Raw genomic sequence first — 3,816 nt, 5'->3', positions numbered from 1 at the left:
CCTCCTCTTCCTCGCGGTCGCGCTCAGGCGACAAGTCATCCAGTATCGGGTCTCTTTTGAAGGCGGATCTTTACCGCTACGGGATCGCGCTTTTTCTTCTTTCGGGCTTGATCAACCTGCTTGCGCTGACGGGCTCGGTGTACATGCTGCAGGTTTACGACCGTGTCCTGACGAGCGGCTCGCAAGAGACGCTGATCGCGCTGTCGGTGATTGCGGCAGCGCTGTTCCTGTTTCATGGAACTTTCGAGTCGCTGCGCTCGAACATCTTCGTCAAGATTGGCACCCGGATTGATCAGCGTCTTGCGCCGTTGGTGCACAAGGTGACGCTGGACATGCCCCGTTATGGCTTCTCGCGTGCGGAGGCTGCGGAGAAGGGGCGTGCGCTGGATACGCTTCGGGGCTTCTTTGCGAGCTCGGCGCCGGGTGCTTTGTTTGACTTGCCCTGGGTGCCTATTTTTCTGGGGTTTGTGTATCTGCTGCACCCTGTTTTGGGGCTTGTGACGCTGTGCGGTGCGCTGGTGCTGACGGCGATGACGATCGTGGCGGAACTGCGCTCGCGGCGTCTGACGCGGGATACGCAGTCGATGATGGTCAAGCGCAACATCATCTCGGATTCGAACACGGCCAACTCGGATACGATTGCGGCGATGGGGCTGGTGGATCGGGCGCTGGGTCGGTTTGTGACGGCCAATAGCGAGCATCTGGAGATGCAGAACCGCTCTGCGACGATCAACGCGGCGATCTCGTCCTACTCAAAGATGCTCCGCATGCTGCTGCAATCGTCGTTGCTGGGCATCGGTGCCTATTACACGATCCAGGGTCAGATGTCGGCGGGTGCGATCATCGCGGTGTCTGTTGCGTCGTCGCGTGCGCTGGCGCCGATCGACCAGATCATCGGCAACTGGCGCAACATTCTGTCTGCGCGCTATGCGAACAAGCAGCTGAAAGACACGGTCAAGGCGGCCCAGGATGTCGAGGAGAACATGGATCTCCCTGTTCCGAGCCGGACGCTGTGCGTGGAGAACATGACGGTGGCCTCGCCTGCGAGCGGTCGTGTGCTTCTGTCGGATGTGTCCTTTGAGCTGCAGGCGGGTCAGGCGTTGGCGATCATTGGGCCGAGCGGTGGTGGCAAGTCGACGTTGATGCGGGCGCTGAGTGGTGTCTGGTCGCCGATCCGGGGGAGTGTGCGCCTGGATGGGATGAACCTGCAGCATTACTCGCCGGAGAACCGCTCGCGGATGCTGGGCTATCTGCCTCAGGATGTGACGCTGTTCGAGGGGACAATTTTTGACAACATCACGCGCTTCGGGAGCATGAGCGAGCGTTCGGATGCGTTTGCGACGGCGGAAGAAGTGGGGATCCACAAGCTGATCGCGAGCTTCCCGGAAGGGTATAATACGTATGTGGGTCCCCACAGCACGGTTCTGTCTGCGGGCCAGCGTCAGCGTGTCGGACTTGCTCGCGCCCTCTATCAGCGTCCGTTCCTTGTGTTGCTGGATGAGCCGAACTCGTCACTGGATGCGCTGGGGGAGCGGGCGCTGAACGAGACGATCACGCAGATCAAGGCACGAGGTGGCATTGCGATTGTTGTTGCGCATCGTCCGAGCGTTCTGGAGGCGGTGGACACGGTTGCGGTGGTTCACAAGGGACGTCTTGTCTCGTTTGGCCCGAAAGAGAAGGTGATGCCGGGTCGTGGTGGCCAGATGTATGCGACGGTTGCGGGTGAAGGTCTTGATGCGGGGGCTGCGGCATGATCAGCGCGGCATCACGGGTCAAGACAAGTTCTGCGACCGATCGCTTCATGGCGCTTGTGGACGAGAGCGGCTCGGAAGAGGGCAAGAGCCATGCTCCGAAGATGGTCTTTGGGTTTTTGTTGGCTTTTGGAGCGGTTCTGTCTGCGTTCTTCGTCCGAGGCGATGTCTCTGAGGGCGTTGCGGAGGAGCCTGCGCGGGATCTTGCCAAGCAGGCCGCGTCTTCGAGTGTGAAGAGCGGCTTCGAGACATCGGCGGCGCTCCCGGAGACGGGGGCACCGCTTGGAGAGCGGGATACCAGCCAGGCACGGTCTGCAGGGGATGCGTTGGCAGATACGGGGAACGGGTTCCGGGAGGCTGAGCTTGCCGCCGGTCGTCTGGGGCAAGACCGGGGCGCGGACTTGTATGCGACCTCGGGTGGCCAGCTTGGCATGCCCGGTGACGCGCTTGGAAGGGTGGTCCCCGGGGGTGCGGTTGCGGGCGTGGAGCTTGCGGCCGCTGTTGGCGAGACCTCACAGCCAGTGGTGCCCGATGAGGCCGCTCCTGAGGCGCCCGCGCCCGATCCGGTTGTTGCGCAGGAGCCTGACGATCTCCCGGCTGCCGATTACGACCTTGCGGAGCTGTTCGAGGATCTGGGGGAAGTGGTGGCGGATCTGGGGCCGACACGGGTCGAAGAGATCGTGCAGTTCACGGTCGGTGACGTTCTTGCGGAAGTGCCGATGGAGCATGTGTTGAGCGAGGCCGCGCAGGTCGGCACGCCCTACGGGATGCAGTTTGCGGAGCGGATCTTCCAGCTTGATTATGCCGACCGGTCTGCGGGTCAGCCTGCCGAGGGTTCCGATGATCTCCTGGTCACCCAGAGTGATCTGCCTTTGCCTGCCGACGAGACTGCTCTCGCGGCGGAGCCTGAAATTTTTCTGATTTGAGTTTGAGCGATGACACAAGACAAAACCTATAGCCTTCGTGGGCCGATGATTGCCTCGGTCGCCCTTGCTGCGCTCCTTGTGGGGACTTTGGGGACTTGGGGGGCGAAAGCCAGCCTGAACTCGGCCATCATTGCGTCTGGTGTGGTGGAGGTGGACCGTGAACTCCGGCTTGCGCAGCATCTGCACGGAGGGGCGATCTCTGAGATTCATGTCGCGCCCGGTGACCGTATCGAGGAAGGGCAGCTGATCGCGAGCTTCGACACGCTTGAGAATGAGATGCAACTTGGTCTGCACGAGGCGGAACTCGTGGAGCTCTTGGTGCGCAGCGCGCGGCTGACGGCGGAGCGTGATAATCTCGACAGGCTGCCGTCGATCGACGCGGCCTATGCGGGCCACGGCTTCCTGGTCGATGCGCTTGAGGGTGAGGTGCAGCGCTTTGAGCACAACCGTGCTGCGCTGCAAGCGCGTGTGGATCTCCTTCAACTGCGGCTTGATGGTGTGTTGGAGGAGGCTCGGTCTCTGAACATGCAGGAAGTCACGGTGTCTGTGCAGCTGATGTTTGCAGACGAGATGGTTGAGCGGAATCGTGGGTTGAATGCTCAGGGCGCGGTCTCGGATGCGACGCTGTCTGAGAGCGAGAATGAGCGTGCGGTGCTTGCCGGTCGCGCCGATGTGCTGGTGAGCCAGCAGCGGAGCAACGAAATCCGCCAGCGTGAGATGCAATCCGAGATTGCGGAGGTTGTTGCGACGGCGTCGCTTGAAGCACAGCGCCAACTTCGGGAACTGCAGCCGCGGATTGGAGAGTTGCGGCTGCTGATCGAGCGCCAGCGTGCGCTGATTGCGCGCAGCGTTCTGCGAGCGCCGGTGGGTGGCACGGTGAACGAGCTGATGGTGAACACGATCGGCCAGGTGATTGCACCGGGCGAGACGGTAGCCTCGATTGTGCCGAGCGACGCCTCGCTCGTGGTGGCGTTCCAGGTCAATCCGATTGATATCGACCAGATCGTTGTGGGCCAGCCCGCCCGCTTGCGTCTGACATCGTTCAATCAGCGCACCACGCCGGATCTGGAAGGGGAGGTGTCCTACGTCGCAGCCGCCAGCACACTTGACCCCGAGACGGGCTTCCCGGGCTTCGAGGC

At 62.0% G+C, this 3,816-nt stretch carries 3 protein-coding genes; all 3 read left to right on the top strand.

Features of this window, described 5'->3' with window-relative positions:
• A partial coding sequence (locus BCY78_RS24120; protein WP_083195284.1) for a type I secretion system permease/ATPase occupies positions 1 to 1,754 on the top strand: 1,754 nt, incomplete at its 5' end.
• Entirely contained in the window at positions 1,751 to 2,677 is a 927-nt protein-coding gene (locus BCY78_RS24115; RefSeq protein WP_068306888.1) for a hypothetical protein, read from the top strand. The genes BCY78_RS24120 and BCY78_RS24115, both read left to right, overlap by 4 nt.
• A 9-nt stretch (positions 2,678 to 2,686) precedes the next feature.
• Positions 2,687 to 3,816, top strand: a 1,130-nt coding sequence (locus BCY78_RS24110) for an HlyD family type I secretion periplasmic adaptor subunit (RefSeq protein ID WP_139103317.1), incomplete at its 3' end; no start/stop codon positions are given.

Source organism: Pararhodobacter sp. CCB-MM2 (assembly GCF_001691415.1).
Taxonomy (GTDB): Bacteria; Pseudomonadota; Alphaproteobacteria; order Rhodobacterales; family Rhodobacteraceae; genus Pararhodobacter.
Note: the sequence above shows the minus strand (reverse complement) of the source record. Positions and strands in the feature narration are given on the sequence as shown.

Coding starts and splice junctions, on each gene's coding strand:
- BCY78_RS24115 (WP_068306888.1), top strand. CDS start 1,751: ATGATCAGCGCGGCATCACGGGTCAAGACAAGTTCTGCGACCGATCGC.